Consider the following 15,285-nt stretch of genomic DNA (forward strand, 5'->3'; position numbering starts at 1 on the left):
CCTTATTAACTATTCAATGACAGTCCGTGATGGCTGCCTACTGAGCAGTAGAGCGTGGGGGAGGCGGAACGGTCTACTGTCATACTTGACAGTTTTCCCCTTTGTGCAGACAAACGGTCGCTTGCCTTCGCGACATATTCAGTGAGCAATGTTTTCCAGCGCCAGGTTCCGCGTACGCGGCCCGAACCAACTGATGGTGATCATCACGATCAGCATGCTGCTGGCAATGAATGCCAGTACCCCAGGCGTGCCCAGATGCTCGAGGATAAAACCGATCAACAAGCTGCTGAACACCGTGGACAAACGGCTGAACGAGTAACAGAAACCCACCGCCCGTGCGCGGATGTTGGTGGGGAACAGTTCGCTCTGATAGGAGTGGTAGCTGAAGCTCAGCCAGGCGTTGCAGAAGGTGATCATCACCCCGCAGATCACCAGACCCACCGCCGTGGTTTGCAGGGCGAACAGGCTGCCGAAGATCATCGCGCCCAGCGCCGATCCGACGATTTGCCATTTGTTTTCAAAGCGATTGGCCACCTTCACGAACAGCAGCGGCCCCAACGGGTAGGCGAGGGTGATGATGAAGGCGTAGAGCAAACTGTGGGTCACGCTGACGCCCTGGCCGGACAGCAACGCCGGCAACCAATTGCCGAAGCCGAAGAAACCGATGGCCTGGAACACATGAAACACGATCAGCATCAACGCGCGGCGGCGGTACGGCGGTTGCCAGATATCGGCAAAGCGGCCACTGCCTTGCACGCTGACGGCTTGCGGCTCGGGTTCGTCCAGCGGTTTGCCGTGGTCTTTCTGGCAGCGTGCTTCCAGGTTGCCCATGATCGTCCCCGCTTCTGCGAAGCGGCCCTTTTGCGCAAGCCAGCGCGGTGACTCTGGCAGGCGCTTGCGCAGTTGCCAGATAAACAGCGCAAACACCGCACTGCTCAGCACCACCCAGCGCCAGCCCGACACGCCGAACGGCGCTTGCGGCACCAACCACCACGACATCAATGCCACCGCCGGCACCGACAGAAACTGGATGAAAAACGCAAAGGCAAACGCCGAGCTGCGCATGCGCTTGGGCACCAGTTCCGAGAGGTAGGCGTCGATGGTCACCAGTTCAATACCCAGGCCGATCCCCACCAGGAAACGCATGCCGATGATGCCCAGCGCTGACGTTTGAAGCCCCATCAACACGGTAGCGACGGTGTACCAGATCAACGCAAAGGTGAAGATCGCCCGGCGCCCGAAGCGGTCGGCGATGGGGCTTAGCAGGCTGGCGCCAAGGAACAGACCGAGAAAGGTCGCCGAGGCGAAGGCGGCCTGATCCGAGAAGCCGAACACACCCTCGCTGCCGGTGTGGAAAATCCCGTCGCTGATCAGGCCGGGGCTGATGTAGGCGGTCTGGAACAGGTCATACAGCTCGAAAAAACCACCGATGGACAGCAGCGCGACCAGGCGCCAGACGGTGGCGACGGCGGGCAGGCGGTCAATGCGTGCGCTGATGTGGGCGGTGCGGATCGGGTCGATGCCGTCGGTGCTAGAGAGTACGGGCATGGGAAAACTCAATAAGTGATCGGAATCTCGACTGTTTGAAACGCGCCATCCTGGGGATGCTTTCTCTCGCAGCGTGCTCAGTTATGGCCGTCGAGGGCAAAGGTTTTGAAGCCGGAGCGCTGGCTGAGGCGCTGGTAATACGCTTGCACCGCAGGATAGTCGGGATGCGCCAGTGGGGCGTTGTGCCAGCGGTGCACCGAGAGGCCGATGAGGATGTCGGCCAGGGTGAACTCATCGCCCGCGACGTAGGCGTCGGTCTTGAGCAACTGCTGTTCGAGCAGGCCCATCTTGTCATTCCACGCTTGCACGCCAGCCTGGATGCGCTGCGGGTCCTGGTAGTCCGGGTTCTGGCGCACCAGCGCATGGAACGCATAGCCCCACGACGGATTGAGTTCGGTGGCTTGCCAGTCCATCCATTGCTCGACGCGCGCCCGTGGCGCGGGTTCGGCGGGGAGCAGGTCGTGGCGTTGGTAGAGGCCGACGAGGTAGCGGCAGATGGTGTTGGACTCCCACAGCACGCCGTGGTCGTCGATCAGCACCGGCACCTGGGCGTTGGGGTTCAGGGCGAGGAACTCAGCGGATTGAGTGGGCTTGAAGCCGATGCCCCAGTCTTCGCGCTGGTAGTCAATGCCCAGTTCCTGGCAGGTCCAGAGTACTTTGCGCACGTTGATGGAAGAGGTGCGGCCCAAGATTTTCAGTGAGTGTCCCATGGTGCTTCCCTGGCGGTCGAGAACGGCCAATTTAGCAGGGGGCGAGAGTTGGATGATAGCGTCAGTATCAGGGCAGCGCTGTGCTTAATGAAACAGCGTCCCTGCGGCGCAAGTAATAAAAGTCGTGTAAGACGCAGGAGAACATGAAGCAGCAACCTTGGATGGGCAGCAGGAGTTTTTAGTGGCTGCGCGCTCCCGCTGGCCCAGATATTACTTGGTGGCTAGTGCATCATTTTTTAGGGCCGGTAGAAATGAAGCTGCCATTTTTTACTTCACCAGTCACTGAATCTTCTAATTTGAAATGGAAGTTCGCGTTTACTTCACTGTTAGCGAGATCGATACTTAGCACGTTTATCTCTCCAGTCTGGGCCGAATAAAAATACTCAGTGCCAGCAATTTCGCCGCTAACAGTAGCGTAAATCTGAAGCGATGGTGCTCCGATTGGGTATCTTCCGACGGTAGTATTGTGAGGGAGGTAGAGTGATACGTGGTGGTACTCCTCGTTCGAAATGATCTGCGTGCCCGAGAAAACTATGTGGCTACCTAGGTCGTGAGTATCGCAATCACGCGTATCAATATGATAGTTAACACCATCGATGATTCCATCGGCGGTGAGTTGCCCATCGACGTCACCGTTCCAGCGTTTAGTTGAGGTTCTCATTGTATGATCCCTGTTCAATGGAGTGTGTAGGCGTGCGCAATGCACATTTACGCGTCCAGTTATAGGTCTCGAGTTTATGGTCGTCTACTGTCAATGTTGACAGGTCGGGAGAGGAAACGCCGGATTCTCGAAGAGACCAGCATTGCCAGCCTGGACCTTCCAGAGCGGGCCGCAATTTGCCACCCGCAGACCTTGGCGCTCCTTTCCGGACGTCCTAGGTGCTTTCCCGCACCTGAAGTTCAAACCCCATATCCACCACCGGCTTGGCGATTTTGCTGCCCGCCATGATCGTCAGCAAATGCTCCGCCGCCCGCCGACCAATCGCTTCCCTTGGTGTACTGATACTGCTCAGGCGCGGCACCATGAACGACGACGCCGGTAAATCGTTGAAGCCCAGCACAGCCACGCGCTCCGGCACCTTGATGCCATGGCGCATGGCCTCCAGCAGGGCGCCCTGGGCCAGGTCGTCGTTGCCGAAGAAGATCGCATCCACATCCGGATGGGTTGCCAGCAACTGCAGGAACAATTCACCTCCCAGGCCGACTGAGGAAGGGCGCGGCGTCAGTAGTTCCAGCGCCGGGTCGTACAGGCCGGCCTGTTGCAGCGCCCGGTGGAAACCTTCACCGCGCAGCAGCGTGCGTTGGTCCAGTTGCGCGCCGATATACGCCAGGCGCTTGCGCCCACGGGACAGCAAGTGCGCCGCCGCTGTCTCACCCGCCGCCAGTTGCGAGAAACCCACGCAGTTCACCCCGGCGTTGGGGTCCAGGTCCATCATGTACACGCAAGGCACGTTGCTGGCCTCGACCATTCGTCGGGCGCTTTCGGTGCGATCAAAGCCGGTCAGCAACAAACCCCGTGGCTGATAGGCCATGTAGTTGCGCAACAGGTTTTCTTCTTCGTCGCGGGAATAGTGGGAATTGCCGATCAGCACTTCGAAGCCCTTGGGCCGCAGAACCTGGTGGATGGCTTCGAGGGTTTCGATAAACAGCAGGTTGGACAACGACGGCACCAACACCACCACCGAATGGCTCTGGGCCGAGGCCAGGGCGCGGGCGGCGGGGTTGACCACATAGTTCAGTGCGGCGGCGGCCTGCTGTACTTTCTCCACCAGTTCGGTGGCGACGGTACTGATGCCGCGCAGGGCGCGGGAGGCGGTAATCGGGCTGACGCCGGCCAGGCGGGCGACTTCGTTAAGGGTCGGGCGACCCGTGGTGCGCATTTTTTTATCGTTCTTGGAGGTCATCAGGCGGCTTGCCAAACAAAAATCGAGGCACTAAGGTAGCGCTGTCTCCAAGTAGCTGCAAATGCTTGAACGCTGGGTTGCCTGATCCGGTTCAAATGATTGGAGAGGATGCACGCGTCACTCCATAAAAATGACAAGACGGCGCGGGAAAGCCTGTTTTTGCACTAGCCTTACAGCGTGCAAAGGTAGCGCTATCTGCGTCCTGAGGTGTTTCATGAGTCAACCTGTTACCGCCCTGGTCATCATGGGTGTCGCCGGCTGTGGCAAGACCAGTGTCAGCGAGGCCCTGTGCCGCTTGAACGGCGCCACCGCGATCGAAGGCGACAGCTTTCACCCCGCCGCCAACATCGAAAAGATGAGTGCCGGCCACCCCCTCAACGACGACGACCGCGCCGGCTGGCTCGACATCCTGTGCGATGAACTGCGCCGTTCGCTCAAGGCGGGCGAGCATCCCGTGCTCACCTGTTCCGCCCTCAAGAAGAAATACCGCGACCACTTGCGCGAAGCCGCCCCGGGTCTGGGTTTTGTGTTCCTGGAACTGACCCGTGAAGTGGCGGCCGACCGAGTGTCCCATCGCCCCGGGCATTTCATGCCGGCCAGCCTCATAGACAGCCAGTTCGCCACCCTTGAATCGCCCAAGGGCGAGCCGCTGACCCTGGCCCTCAATGCCAGCGAAGACAGCGTCGAGCAGTTGGCCGAGCAGACCAATGCCTGGTGGCTGCAACACGGCTTTGAACCAACCCATTGATTTTTTGCCGGAAAAGATAGCGCTGTCCCCGGCAGGAAATTCTACACCCGCTTTAATAACAACAACAAACAGGAGAGACCCCCCATGTTTGGCATGTCCCACGAGTCCTACCTGCTGCTAGACGCAGTGGTTACCATCATCGGGTTGATCGTTCTGATCACCAAGTTCAAGGTGCACCCGTTCATTGCACTGATCATCGCGGCCGGCTTCCTCGGCCTGACCTCGGGCATGCCCGTGGACAAGATCATCAAGGCGTTCCAGGACGGCTTCGGCGGAGTGCTCGGCTTTGTCGGCATCATCCTCGCGCTGGGTACGATGCTCGGCAAGATGATGGCCGAATCCGGCGGTGCCGATCAGATCGCCCAGACCCTGATCCGTGCCTTCGGCAAAGAGAAGGTCCAGTGGGCCATGATGTTTGCCGCGTTCCTGGTGGGCATCCCGCTGTTCTTCGAGATCGGCTTTGTGCTGCTGATCCCGCTGGTGTTCATCGTCGCGCGCCGTACCGGTGTGTCGCTGATCAAGATCGGCATTCCGTTGCTGGCCGGCCTGTCGGCGGTACACGGCCTGGTGCCTCCGCACCCGGGCCCGCTGCTGGCTATCGGCGTGTTTGGCGCGGACATCGGCAAGACCATTCTCTACGGCCTGATCGTCGCACTGCCGACAGCGATCATTGCCGGCCCGATCTTCGGTACGTTCATCGCCAAGTACATCCCGGGCAACCCGTCCCAGGAACTGGTCGATCAACTGGCCCGCGAGCCTGAGAACAAAGACCTGCCGAGCTTCGGCATTACCCTGGTCACCGTGCTGCTGCCGGTGTTCCTGATGCTGCTGAAAACCTTCGCCGACATCGCGTTTGCCGAAGGCAACGTGGTACGCAACTGGATGGACATGATCGGTCACCCGATCACCGCCTTGCTGCTGGCGTTGCTGCTGTCGCTGTACACCTTTGGCCATCGCCAGGGCATCCACTCCAAGCAGATCCTCAAGCTGCTCGACGCCAGCCTCGCGCCGACCGCCGCGATCATCCTGATTATCGGCGCCGGTGGTGGCTTCAAGCAGATGCTGGTGACCAGCGGCGTGGGCGATGTGATCGGCCACATGGCGGTGAACGCGCAGATCAACCCGATTTTGCTGGCGTGGCTGGTGGCGGCGGTGATTCGCGTGGCGACCGGTTCGGCTACCGTCGCGACCATTACCGGCGCGGGCATCGTGGTGCCGGTGGTGGGGATGATTCCGGGGGTTAACCGTGAGCTGCTGGTGCTGGCGACGGGGGCAGGCTCGTTGATCCTGTCTCACGTCAACGATGCGGGGTTCTGGCTGGTGAAGCAGTACTTCAACATGACCGTGGCCGAGACGTTCAAGACGTGGACGGCGATGGAGACCATTCTGTCGGTGGTGGCGTTGATTTTCATCATGCTGCTGTCGCTGGTGGTCTAAGCCACACCGCGGAACAAATGTGGGAGGGGGCTTGCCCCCGATAGCAGAGTGTCAGTCACCGCATCTGGTGACTGATCTACCGCCATCGGGGGCAAGCCCCCTCCCACAGTTTTGACCACATTCCTACCGGTAGATTGGGTCAGGCTTTAGTGACCAACCCATCCGCGCGAAACATCCCGCGAATCCCGCGCACCGCCTGGCGAATCCGATCCTGGTTCTCGATCAGCGCAAAGCGCACGTGATCATCGCCATACTCGCCAAATCCAATCCCGGGCGACACACATACCTTCGCCTCCAGCAGCAATTTCTTGGCAAATTCCAGCGAGCCCAGGGCGGCATACTGCTCGGGAATCTTGGCCCAGACGTACATCGACGCCTTGGGGTTCTCCACCATCCAGCCCAGCTCATGCAGGCCCTTGACCAGCACATTGCGGCGCTGGCGGTACTGCTCGGCGATGTCCTTCACGCACTGCTGGTCGCCTTCCAATGCAGCAATCGCGGCGACTTGCAGCGGGGTAAAGGTGCCGTAGTCGTGGTAGCTCTTGATCCGCGCCAGGGCGTTGACCAGTTCCGGGTTACCCACCATGAATCCGATGCGCCAGCCGGCCATGTTGTAGCTCTTGGACAGGGTGAAAAACTCCACCGCAATGTCCTTGGCGCCCGGCACTTGCATGATCGACGGGGCTTTCCAGCCGTCGTAGACGATGTCGGCGTAGGCCAGGTCATGCACCACCAGCACGTCGTACTGCTTGGCCAGGGCAATCACGCGTTCGAAGAAGTCCAGCTCCACGCACTGCGCGGTAGGGTTGGACGGGAAGCCCAGGATCATCATTTTCGGCTTGGGGATCGAGCCGCGAATCGCCCGTTCCAGCTCAGCGAAGAAGTCCACGCCAGGCACCAGCGGCACTGAACGCACCTGGGCACCGGCAATCACCGCACCGTAGATGTGGATCGGATAGCTCGGGTTGGGCACCAGCACCGTGTCGCCCTGGTCCAGGGTGGCGAGCATCAAGTGCGCCAGGCCTTCCTTGGAACCGATGGTGACGATGGCTTCCGACTCGGGGTCGATGTCCACTTCATAGCGGTCCTTGTACCAGCGCGAAATCGCCCGGCGCAGACGCGGAATGCCTTTGGAGGTGGAGTAGCCGTGGGTGTCTTCACGCTGGGCGACGGTGACCATTTTCTCCACGATGTGGGCAGGCGTGGCGCCGTCAGGGTTACCCATGCTCAAGTCGATGATGTCTTCGCCGCGCCGACGCGCAGCCATCTTCAGCTCGGCAGTGATATTGAAAACATACGGGGGGAGTCGATCTATGCGCGCAAAGCGGCGCGGCGAACCTTGGTCGGCCATTGTTGCCTCGAGAGTACGTAAGCGCCCGGAACCGTCCGAGCGACGTCGGCCACTGCGGTGGCCTGCGGGGCAGACAATACGGTCGATGATGGCCAGTTGTCCAGATGCGTAGGAAAATTTTCTGCATGGAGTCGCGCGTGGATATGCCCCTATACTCGATACGGGTTTGTTCCCTCATAAGAAGGAGACTGTTCGTATGGATCAGCAGACAAAACAACCGTTGGAGCCACGCATGGAAGCAGGCAAGGCCCTGGTGATTGCCGGTGTACAGGGGCGTTATTCGAAGGCCACCGTGGGCGATATTCCCAAATTGTGGGAGTTGTTCGACACCTGCATCAAGGACATCAAGAAGCGCGTCGGCGGTGTGACCTATGGCGTTTGCCATAACCCCAACCATGGCGAATTCGACTACATGGCGGGTGTCGAAGTCCCCAACAAGGGCGACGTGCCGAGCAACTTTGAATACATCGAAATTCCGCCGCTCAACTATGCCGTGTTCCCGCATTACGGGCCGGTGCAGGCGCTGGAACAGACGTACGAACGCATCATGTTCGAGTGGCTGCCGCACTCGGGCTACAAGGTGATGGGTGCGGATTTCGAACGCTACAGCGAGGATTTTGATGCGCGTAAGGGCACCGGGACGGTGGAGATCTGGTTGCCGGTGGGCGAAAGAGGCTGAAGCACTCGCCGATGTCACGTAAACAGGACATTGACGTCTGAAAGTCATGTTTACGTGACATCAAAGGGCTGGGTTAAACACCCTCTTCAATCTGCGCTCATACCCGATCCGCCCTTTATACGCCTCCCCGCTATCGACCCAACCAGCCGACAGATACAACCCCATCGCCGCCACATTGTCCGCGTCCACCGACAACTCCAGGCCCCTGATCTGCGGCCACGCAGCCAATGCCGCCGCCGGCAGCGCCTGCAAGCACGCCTTCCCAAACCCGCGCCCTTGTTGATGCCGATCGACCTGCAACGCATGCAGGGTCGCGCTGTGCTCATCGGCCCAATGGGGCAGGCACGGTGGGCGTTTGAGCAGCAGGAAGGCCACCGGGATTTCATCGGCGAGCAGGGCGAAGCCTTTGATGGCACCGGTGCTGGGATTGACCAGCAGGCTGTTCAGCGCACAGTAGATATCGCCGGAGTACGGCAGTTGCTCGGGATGCACTTGCAGGGTGTCGAGTTGCTGTTTCTGCACAAGGCTCAGCGTCTCATAGGCGACGAGGCGGGTTTCCATCGGTGGCGCATCCGAAATCCTACAAAGAGGCGTGGATTCTAGCGGGTTTGCCGAGGGCGAAATTATTTTTAAGCGGGGTGTCGATTTGTCGGCGGGCCATTCGACCAAGGGTGTCTTCCGTGATGTTTTCCAACCCGAGGAGTATCGCCATGAGCACTGCCATCAACACCCTGATCGAACAATGGAAGCAAGCTGTCACCGCCAAGGATGTCGACAAGATTGTCAGCTTTTATGCCGAGGATATCGTCGCGTTCGACGCCGTTGGCGCCCTGCAATTCAAAGGCAAGGCCGCTTACCAGGCGCACTGGAAGGCCTGCATGGAGTTCTGCCCCGGCCCCGGCGTTTTCGACTTTCATGAGCTGCATATCGTAACCGGAGAAGACAGCGCCTTTGCCCACTGGCTCGCCCACTGTGGTGGCGCCGGGCCGGATGGCGTGCTCAAGACGTGCTGGATGCGGGTCAGCGCCGGTTACCAGCGCATCAACGGGCAGTGGAAGGTGGTGCATGAGCACTGGTCCGCGCCTTTTGACATGGAAACCGGCGCCGGTCTGTTCGACCTGAAACCTTGACCTGCGCGATCTATAGTCAGTAATCCGAAAACGGAGAACGCCATGAAATACTTGTGCCTGATCTACAGCAACGAACAGGTGCTGCACACCTCGCCGGACAGCCCCGCCGACCCGGAGTGCTTCGCCTACGCGCAGTCCGTGCAGGCCAGCGGTCGCATGCTGGCCGCCGAGCCGTTGGAGTCGGTGAGCACCGCCACCACCGTGCGCATGCGCAATGGCAAGCTGTCGATCACCGACGGGCCGTTTGCCGAAACCAAGGAACAGCTCGCCGGCTTCTACCTGATCGAGGCCCGTGACTTGAACGAAGCGATCCAGGTGGCTGGCGGTATTCCGGCCGCCCGGGTCGGCAGTGTAGAAGTGCGTCCCGTGCGTGAATTGAATCTGTGACTGCAACAACCTCGGTCGATGCCCTTTACCGCAGTGAATCACGTCGGGTTCTCGCAACGCTGATTCGCTTGCTGGGCGACTTCGACCTGGCCGAAGAAGCCCTGCACGACGCGTTTTTCGTCGCCGTGCAGCGCTGGCCCCTGGACGGTGTGCCGGCCAACCCAAGGGCATGGCTGGTGTCGACCGGGCGCTTCAAGGCCATCGACCGTCTGCGCCGCCAGGCGCGGTTTACCCCGTTGTTGCAGGAGCAGGCCGACACGCTGGAAGCGGCTGACTGGAGCGATCAAGACGTGGAAGACGACCGCCTGCGCCTTATTTTCACCTGCTGCCACCCAGCACTGGCGGCAGATGCCCAGGCGGCGCTGACCCTGCGTGAGATCTGCGACCTCACCACCGAGGAAATCGCCCGGGCGTTCCTGGCCACGCCGGCGACCATCGCCCAGCGCATCGTGCGCGCCAAGGGCAAGATCCGCGAGGCGAAAATCCCTTATCAAGTGCCGTCCAGGGAGGCGCTGCCGGAGCGTTTGGATGCGGTGCTGCGGGTGATTTACCTGGTGTTCAACGAGGGGTATTCGGCGTCCATCGGTGCCGACCTGACCCGCGAGGAGTTGACCCGCGAAGCGATTCGCCTGGGGCGCCTGCTGATGGAGTTGTTGCCCGAACCGGAAGTCATGGGCCTGCTGGCCTTGATGCTGCTGCACGAGTCCCGCTGCCCGGCGCGCACCTCGGCCGAGGGTGAGTTGGTGCTGCTGGCTGAGCAGGATCGCTCGCTGTGGGACGCCTCGTTGATTGCCGAAGGTTGTGCCCTGGTCGAGCGCGCGCTGGGCACACGGCGCTTTGGTCCGTATTGCCTGCAGGCCGCCATCGCCGCGGTGCATGCCGAAGCGGCGCGTGCCGATGAGACGGACTGGCCGCAGATCGTCGGGCTCTACGATGTATTGCTCAGGGCCGTGCCGTCACCGGTGATCGAACTGAACCGCGCCGTAGCCCTGGCCATGCGCGATGGGCCGTTGGCGGGGTTGCAGCAGGTGGAGGGCATTCTGGCACGCGGCGAGTTGCTGGATTACCACTGGGTGCATTCGGCGCGGGGGGAATTCTGCCGGCAACTGGGGCGCGTCGAAGAGGCGCGCGCCGCCTACGCAAAAGCCCTGTCGCTGACCCAGCAGGGCCCGGAACGACGTTTCCTCGAACAACGTTTGCAAAACCTCTAGGCGGTGTCATTCGAGCATTTGACTGAGCATCCAACTGCCCGCCGGCCCGGGTGGGTGTTGTCGCGACCACAACGCATCCACCGCCACCGAGCGTGGCCAACCCCGAACGTTGAGTTCAACCAGCTCGGCATTGCCAAAGCGCTCCACTAACCAGCGTGGTAACTCCGCCCAGCCGAAACCGAGTTGAGCCATCTCCATCAGCATCAGAAAACTCGGCGCCGACCACACCCGGCCCATGGGGCGTGTCTCGTTGGGGCTGATGATGCTTGCCAGGCGCAGTTCCCGGTGTTGTTGCAGGGCTTGCGAGTCGATGTTTTCTACGCGCGCCAATGGGTGAGTGGGGGCGACGAACAGTGCGATTTCCGTGCGTTCGGCCACGGGCGAGTGGGTCAGGTCGGGCGGGTAGATGTGCTGGGCTTCGATCAAGGCAATCTGTGCACGGCCGCTCTGCACCAGGGCGATCAGGTCTTCACACTCGGCGATCAGCCATTCCAGTTCAAGGTCCGGGTAGCGATGTTCAAAGGCCTTGAGGGCGATCTCGAAGCGTTCCGACTGATACGTATCGGACATGGCGATCGTGACCTTCGGCTCCAACCCCTGGGACAACTGGCTCGCCGCCAGTTCCAGGCGACTGCTGGCCTCCAGCACCTGTTCGGCGCGTTGCAGCAGCACATGGCCGGCCGGGGTCAGCGTCGGCTTGCGGCTGCTGCGGTCGAACAGCACCACATCCAGGTCAATCTCCAGGCTCGCCACGGCCGCACTGACGGTGGACTGGCTCTTGCCCAGCTTGCGTGCCGCCGCCGAAAACGAGCCTTGGGTGGCGGCCTGGACAAACGCTTGCAGCACTTCGTGGGAGGCCATGACTATCGCCTTGATCGATGGTTATTAGTTATGAAGTATCGATTCAAAGGGTAATCATGGCAACCATCGTCCGTCACAGAGCACAGGTTATGAGCCCTACCAAGTCGATTACTGAACGCGTTTGCCAGGCCCTGGGTTTTGAAGGCCTGGCGTTGTTGATCTGTACGCCGCTGCTGGTCTGGATCACCGGCAGGCCGGCCCTGGAAATGGGCGCAGTGACCCTGGGCCTGAGCCTGTTGGCGCTGACCTGGAACGTCATCTTCAACAGCCTGTTCGACCGCCTCAAGGTGCGCCTGCAACTGTCCAACGGCGGTTGGACGCGGGTGTTGCATGCGCTGATGTTCGAAGGCGGGCTGATCATCGTCGCCGTGCCGCTGATCGCGGCGTGGCTGAACATCAGCCTGATGCAGGCGTTCATGCTCGACATCGGCGTGTTGCTGTTTTTCCTGCCGTACACCTATGTGTATCACTGGGGGTATGACGTGATCCGGGAAAAAATCATCAACAGAAACGCGCCTGCAGGTTATGTGTGAAATCAGAGGAACATGCCGCCTGAGGCTTCGATGCGTTGCCCGGTGATCCAGTGGCTGCCATCGGCCAGCAGGGTCGAGATCGCCCCGCCAATGTCGTCGGGCAAACCGGCGCGACCCAGGGCGGTGTTGTTGGCCACCATCGCATTCACATCCGGGTTGTCGCGCACGGCGCCGCCGCTGAAATCCGTGGCAATGGCGCCAGGGGCCAGGGTGTTCACGCTGATCCCGCGCGGGCCCAGTTCCTTGGCCTGGTAGCGCGACAGCACTTCCACCGCACCTTTCATCGACGCATAAGCCGCATACCCCGGCAGGCTGAACCGCGCCAGGCCGCTGGAAATATTGAGGATGCGCCCACCATCGCAGATCAGCGGCAGCAATTTTTGCGTGAGGAAAAACGGCGCCTTGAAGTGGATCGCTACCAATTGGTCGAACTGCGCTTCGGTGGTCTCGGCAAAACTGGCGTGGGCGCCGATACCGGCGTTGTTGATCAGAAAGTTGAAGTGATCCTGTGCGAACACATCCTTTAGCAGGGTGCCGACTTCGCCGACAAAGGCATCGAAGCGGTCGCTCTGGCTCACATCCAGTTGCAGCATGGCGGCGCGGCCACCCAGGGCCTGGACCTGCTCGACCACCGTCTGGGCTTCAGCCGCCGCGCTGTGGTAGGTGCCGATGATGTCGACGCCCTGGGCCGCCAGGTGCAGCGCGGCGCTTTTGCCCAGGCCACGGCTGGCGCCGGTGATCAGTGCGATTTTACGGGGCATGGTGCAGTCCTCTCAGGTGATTAGTGGGACTGAGTGTATTTATTCGTCCGTAACGTGATAAACAGCGCCATACCGGAATCACTGGCCGGATAAGGCGAACAATCCCATGAATAAACTTGAGCTGTTGCGCACCTTCGTGCGCGTCACCGAACTGTCGAGTTTTACCCAGGCCGGCGAGAGCCTCGGCCTGCCGCGCTCGACCGTGTCCGAGCATGTGCAAGCCCTGGAAGAACTGCTCGGCGCGCGCCTGTTGCAACGCACCACGCGTAAGGTGCAGGCGACCCAGGACGGCCGGGTTTTGTATGAGCGCAGCAAGGACCTGCTGTCGCATATGGAGGAGTTGGAGGGGTTGTTTCGCCAGGCTGAGGCGCAACTGAGCGGGCGCATCCGGGTGGACATGCCCACCGTGATGGCGAGGGAGTTGATCCTGCCGCGCTTGCCCGAATTCATGGACGCGCATCCGCTGATCGAGCTGGAGATCAGCAGTTCCGACCGCCAGGTGGACCTGATCGCCGAAGGCTTTGATTGCGTGTTGCGTGTCGGTGCCCAGCCGGATCAAACGGTGGTCGCACGAAAAGTCTGCAGCATGCCGATGGTCAACTGCGTAAGCCCGGTCTACCTGCAACGCTATGGCTCGCCGATGACCCTGGCGGACCTGGCGCAGCATCAACTGGTGCATTACGTGCGGCCGCTGGGGTCACGTTCGGCGGGCTTCGAGTACCAGCAGGGCAACAAGGTGCACCGCGTGCCGATGGCCGGGCGGGTCACGGTCAACAGCACAGATGCCTATCAGGCTGCCTGCCTGGGTGGTTTCGGGATTACCCAGGTGCCGTTGCTCGGTATCCGCGAGTTGCTGGCGCGTGGCGAACTGGTCAGCGTCCTGCCGGATTACCCGGCTCCCCCATTGGACGTGTCGCTGCTCTATGCCGGGCAACGGCATTTGCCGCAACGTGTGCGGGTATTCATGGAGTGGCTGGCTGCGACGTTGCAAGCCCAGCTCTAACGCCGTGCCGACAATTGCTGCGGCGCCAGGAACGCGTCGTGGAAGTAATCGCGCACCGCCTGCATCGCCGGGGTGAACGCGCGCTCGCGGTGCCAGGCCAGGCCCACGCTCATCGGCGTGACGGGGTCGGTGACGGTGAGGGTTTCGATGCGCTTGCCTTCCAGGGACCAGGGCCGATGCACCAGGTCGGACAGGATCGCCACGCCGCTGCCATTGGCGACCATGCTGCGCACCGCTTCCACCGAACTGGTGCGCAGCCGCACCTGGGGCGTTTGCCCGGCCTGTTCCCAATAGCGCATAGCGCTGTGTTCGGCCTCGTCGACGGTGAGCAGGATGTAGGGCTCCCGGGCCACATCGGCCAGGCTCACGGCGCCGCGCTCGCACAGCGGGTGGTGGCTGGGCAGCCACAGGCGGCGTTCCGAGTTGAACAAGATCTCCGAGACGATAGCCGGGTGGGTAAGGTTGGCGGTGAGCACCACCGCCATGTCGAACTGGCCGTCGAGCAAACCCTGTTCGATGGCCTGGCGTTCCTGCTCGAAGACCTCGATGGTCACGTCCGGGTGCCAGTGCTCCATGCGCTGCAAGTGGTGCGGCAGGAAGTAGCCGAGCACCGTGTAGCTGGCCGCCAGGCGCAGCACGCCGCTGGCGCGGTAGTCGGGCAGCGGGCTGTTCAGCGCGTCATCGACACTGCGCAGGATCACATAGGCGCGGTTGAGAAAATGCCGCCCGGCGTCGGTCAGGTTCATGCCCTGGGCCGAACGCACGAACAGTTGCACACCGAGCATGCCCTCCAGCTCCTTGATCGCCGTGGTCACCGCCGACTGGGAGATGTTCAGGTGGATGGCCGCCTGGGAAATCTGGCCGATTTCGGCGGTGGCGACAAAGTAGCGGACTTGGCGCAAGGTCAGGGACATCGGCCTCTCCAAAACGTAGGATTATCTGATTTTCAGAAGATGGGTCATCTGATAATAGATCTTCCCAAGGGGTCAAGGGGCAGCCTACTTTTCCTGCATCACTTAGGC

17 protein-coding genes are annotated in these 15,285 nt (G+C 61.1%); 8 read left to right on the forward strand and 9 right to left on the reverse strand.

Going from position 1 to position 15,285, the window contains the following annotated elements; genetic code table 11:
* Positions 1-138 precede the first annotated feature (138 nt).
* From BFN10_RS09620 to gntR, 4 genes are all read right to left on the reverse strand, one after another.
* On the reverse strand, positions 139-1,548 hold the full coding sequence (locus BFN10_RS09620) for an MFS transporter (protein WP_071489478.1): 1,410 nt from the start codon (positions 1,546-1,548) through the stop codon (positions 139-141).
* A 77-nt stretch (positions 1,549-1,625) separates the two neighbouring features.
* Entirely contained in the window at positions 1,626-2,258 is a 633-nt protein-coding gene (locus BFN10_RS09625; protein WP_071489479.1) for a glutathione S-transferase family protein, read from the reverse strand.
* Positions 2,259-2,487: 229 nt separating this feature from the next.
* A complete protein-coding gene (locus tag BFN10_RS09630; protein WP_071489480.1) occupies positions 2,488-2,919 on the reverse strand; it encodes a hypothetical protein in 432 nt (143 codons plus the stop codon).
* 214 nt (positions 2,920-3,133) lie between these two features.
* Positions 3,134-4,165: an HTH-type transcriptional regulator GntR gene (gntR, locus tag BFN10_RS09635; RefSeq protein WP_162276408.1), complete on the reverse strand. Its 1,032-nt coding sequence runs from the start codon at positions 4,163-4,165 to the stop codon at positions 3,134-3,136.
* 211 nt (positions 4,166-4,376) lie between these two features.
* Here gntR and BFN10_RS09640 point away from each other — a divergent pair, with 211 nt between their 5' ends.
* A complete protein-coding gene (locus BFN10_RS09640; RefSeq protein ID WP_071489482.1) occupies positions 4,377-4,910 on the forward strand; it encodes a gluconokinase in 534 nt (177 codons plus the stop codon).
* Positions 4,911-4,994: 84 nt separating this feature from the next.
* Complete coding sequence (locus tag BFN10_RS09645) at positions 4,995-6,347, forward strand: GntP family permease (RefSeq protein WP_058423189.1); 1,353 nt, start codon at positions 4,995-4,997, stop codon at positions 6,345-6,347.
* Positions 6,348-6,486: 139 nt separating this feature from the next.
* Here BFN10_RS09645 and alaC read toward each other — a convergent pair whose 3' ends face one another.
* The gene (gene alaC, locus BFN10_RS09650; RefSeq protein WP_071489483.1) at positions 6,487-7,698 is read right to left on the reverse strand and encodes an alanine transaminase; all 1,212 of its coding nucleotides are present in this window, start codon (positions 7,696-7,698) and stop codon (positions 6,487-6,489) included.
* A 196-nt stretch (positions 7,699-7,894) separates the two neighbouring features.
* Between alaC and BFN10_RS09655 the strand changes: the two genes are divergently transcribed.
* On the forward strand, positions 7,895-8,377 hold the full coding sequence (locus tag BFN10_RS09655) for a GyrI-like domain-containing protein (RefSeq protein WP_071489484.1): 483 nt from the start codon (positions 7,895-7,897) through the stop codon (positions 8,375-8,377).
* A gap of 60 nt (positions 8,378-8,437) precedes the next feature.
* Here the strand turns inward: BFN10_RS09655 and BFN10_RS09660 are convergent, their stop codons facing one another.
* Positions 8,438-8,938, reverse strand: coding sequence for a GNAT family N-acetyltransferase (locus tag BFN10_RS09660; RefSeq protein WP_071489485.1), 501 nt, complete (start codon positions 8,936-8,938; stop codon positions 8,438-8,440).
* A gap of 149 nt (positions 8,939-9,087) precedes the next feature.
* Here BFN10_RS09660 and BFN10_RS09665 point away from each other — a divergent pair, with 149 nt between their 5' ends.
* The 3 genes from BFN10_RS09665 to BFN10_RS09675 are packed head-to-tail and all read left to right on the forward strand — an operon-like array spanning position 9,088 to position 11,105.
* The gene (locus BFN10_RS09665) at positions 9,088-9,507 is read left to right on the forward strand and encodes a YybH family protein (RefSeq protein ID WP_071489486.1); all 420 of its coding nucleotides are present in this window, start codon (positions 9,088-9,090) and stop codon (positions 9,505-9,507) included.
* Between the two features lie 42 nt (positions 9,508-9,549).
* Positions 9,550-9,894, forward strand: coding sequence for a YciI family protein (locus BFN10_RS09670; protein WP_016978318.1), 345 nt, complete (start codon positions 9,550-9,552; stop codon positions 9,892-9,894).
* Positions 9,891-11,105, forward strand: coding sequence for an RNA polymerase sigma factor (locus BFN10_RS09675; RefSeq protein WP_071489487.1), 1,215 nt, complete (start codon positions 9,891-9,893; stop codon positions 11,103-11,105). The genes BFN10_RS09670 and BFN10_RS09675 overlap by 4 nt, the downstream gene beginning before the upstream one ends.
* A 6-nt stretch (positions 11,106-11,111) precedes the next feature.
* Here BFN10_RS09675 and BFN10_RS09680 read toward each other — a convergent pair whose 3' ends face one another.
* Complete coding sequence (locus BFN10_RS09680; protein ID WP_071489488.1) at positions 11,112-11,966, reverse strand: LysR family transcriptional regulator; 855 nt, start codon at positions 11,964-11,966, stop codon at positions 11,112-11,114.
* An 89-nt stretch (positions 11,967-12,055) separates the two neighbouring features.
* Here BFN10_RS09680 and BFN10_RS09685 point away from each other — a divergent pair, with 89 nt between their 5' ends.
* Entirely contained in the window at positions 12,056-12,499 is a 444-nt protein-coding gene (locus tag BFN10_RS09685) for a multidrug/biocide efflux PACE transporter (RefSeq protein ID WP_071489489.1), read from the forward strand.
* Between the two features lie 2 nt (positions 12,500-12,501).
* Here BFN10_RS09685 and BFN10_RS09690 read toward each other — a convergent pair whose 3' ends face one another.
* Positions 12,502-13,260, reverse strand: coding sequence for an SDR family NAD(P)-dependent oxidoreductase (locus BFN10_RS09690; RefSeq protein ID WP_071489490.1), 759 nt, complete (start codon positions 13,258-13,260; stop codon positions 12,502-12,504).
* 106 nt (positions 13,261-13,366) lie between these two features.
* On the opposite strand from BFN10_RS09690, the gene BFN10_RS09695 reads away from it, so the two are divergent.
* On the forward strand, positions 13,367-14,263 hold the full coding sequence (locus BFN10_RS09695; RefSeq protein ID WP_071489491.1) for a LysR family transcriptional regulator: 897 nt from the start codon (positions 13,367-13,369) through the stop codon (positions 14,261-14,263).
* Here the strand turns inward: BFN10_RS09695 and BFN10_RS09700 are convergent.
* Entirely contained in the window at positions 14,260-15,177 is a 918-nt protein-coding gene (locus BFN10_RS09700; protein ID WP_071489492.1) for a LysR family transcriptional regulator, read from the reverse strand. The two genes, BFN10_RS09695 and BFN10_RS09700, sit on opposite strands and share 4 nt — an antisense overlap.
* Between the last annotated feature and the right edge of the window lie 108 nt (positions 15,178-15,285).

Source organism: Pseudomonas extremorientalis (assembly GCF_001870465.1).
In the GTDB taxonomy this organism is placed as follows: Bacteria; Pseudomonadota; Gammaproteobacteria; order Pseudomonadales; family Pseudomonadaceae; genus Aquipseudomonas; species Aquipseudomonas extremorientalis.